The following is a 1,669-nucleotide window of genomic DNA, read 5'->3' as shown; positions in this document are numbered from 1 at the left end:
CTAAATCCTTAAGTTGATGGATGTGGGGTACAGACACATCGCCAATAAGTCAAAAGCCCGTTGTTTCTCAAAATAAAAAATGAGCTAAATTTTTAGCATAAACAAATAACGCAGCACGTGTTGCTTACTATAAGTAACATGTTTATTATCCCTTTCTAGTTTACTAGCCATAATACTTCCTTCTAGGGTTGCAATAATAAAGGAAGCTACCGCCTTTGTATCGATATCCGGTTTTAACTCCTCGTTCTGAATACCTTCTACTATAATCCCTTCAATCATATTGAGAAATGTATAGAAAACTTCAAGTGCCTTTTCTCTTAACAGTAGATTCGTATCATCACTGTCTACAGCAGTATTCAGCAAAGGACATCCCCCTTTTATTGGTGGATTATTTATTACATCTTCATATACATTAAAAAAAGCACCAACCTTTTCTAATGTTGTATTAGCATTGCGTATCGCCTCAGAAAAATGTTGAGAGACAGTATCAATGGCGTATTCAAATGCCTCTAAAGCAATCTCATCTTTACTTTTAAAATTACGATAAATCCCCCCTTTTTGTAGCCCTGTAGCCTCCATAATGTCATTCATCGAACAGCCAGCATAGCCTTTTTGATTAAACAATTCTGCCGATTTTAAAACAATGTTTCTCCGTGTTTGTTCACCTTTTTGCATAATATCCTCCATTATTATTGTTAAAAAATTGTAACATGTTTTAGTTGTACATTAACATATAATAAGTTACCTTAAAAGAGACCGTACGGTCCTTTTTGAGATGAGAGTAGAATTTCTAAAAGAAGAGGGTGAGAGAGTTAGTATTTGATTAGCACGTAACATTCCTATCATGCTATTGATATCCGACATGAATTTATTGAAAAACAATTAAAACTAAGGAGGAAATTATGCATAACATTATTATTCCAGATAGTAAAGTAGCAAAAGAAGCTACCCAATTGGTTTACGAGATTTCTCCAGAATTTCTTTATAATCATTGTTTACGGACATATGCTTTTGGTGATGCATTGGGGAAAAAATATGGATTTAAATATGATCAGGAGTTATTTTATCTTGCTTCTATCTTACATGATGTTGGTCTTACAGAGCATGTATGTTGTAAACATTCATTTGAATATGAAGGTGCTGATCATGCAGAAAAATTCCTTCATTCCCATGGTTTTTCACAAGATAAAATTGATGTGGTACGTGAAGCTATTATTCTACACACCTCGGAAATTGCTAAAGAAAAACAACCAGAGATTGCTTTAGTTCATTTCGGGGCGGGAATGGATGTAGTTGGTTTACGTATAGAAGATATTCCGGAGGAAACATTTAATTTTATAATTGAGGTTTATCCTCGATTAGGTTTCAAAAAATCTATGATTGAACTTATTAAATATGATTCCAATCTAAAAAATACACAGCAACAGCCAAATAATTTGAGTTCTTCTATGCTTCGTATGGGGTTTTCAGATTGGGTGATGAATGCTCCTTTTAAAGATTAGAGAATAAAGAATTAGGGTTCTGTCGCAAAGTTTTCTAAATGAGGATACACTCTAGAAAAAAGAAGCCAGGAGAATCACAAATGCGATATTTTAAAGGGAAACAGTTTAAGAAAGATATTATTTTAGTAGCTGTCGGCTACTACTGTCGTTTTTCTTTAAGTTATCGC

2 protein-coding genes and 1 pseudogene are annotated in these 1,669 nt (G+C 33.6%); 2 read left to right on the top strand and 1 reads right to left on the bottom strand.

From position 1 onward, the window contains the following. Nucleotides 1–84: 84 nt before the first annotated feature. Nucleotides 85–675 (bottom strand): TetR/AcrR family transcriptional regulator, encoded by a 591-nt coding sequence (locus tag LOK41_RS28045; protein ID WP_221783317.1) that lies wholly within the window; start codon nucleotides 673–675, stop codon nucleotides 85–87. A gap of 227 nt (nucleotides 676–902) precedes the next feature. Here LOK41_RS28045 and LOK41_RS28040 point away from each other — a divergent pair, with 227 nt between their 5' ends. Then, complete coding sequence (locus LOK41_RS28040) at nucleotides 903–1,502, top strand: HD domain-containing protein (protein WP_017150490.1); 600 nt, start codon at nucleotides 903–905, stop codon at nucleotides 1,500–1,502. Between the two features lie 80 nt (nucleotides 1,503–1,582). Further along, nucleotides 1,583–1,669 (top strand): annotated as a pseudogene (locus tag LOK41_RS28035) (IS6 family transposase); the annotation flags it as partial.

The sequence above is a fragment of the Bacillus sp. TL12 genome, from assembly GCF_022625245.1.
Taxonomy (GTDB): Bacteria; Bacillota; Bacilli; order Bacillales; family Bacillaceae_G; genus Bacillus_A.
Note: the sequence above shows the minus strand (reverse complement) of the source record. Positions and strands in the feature narration are given on the sequence as shown.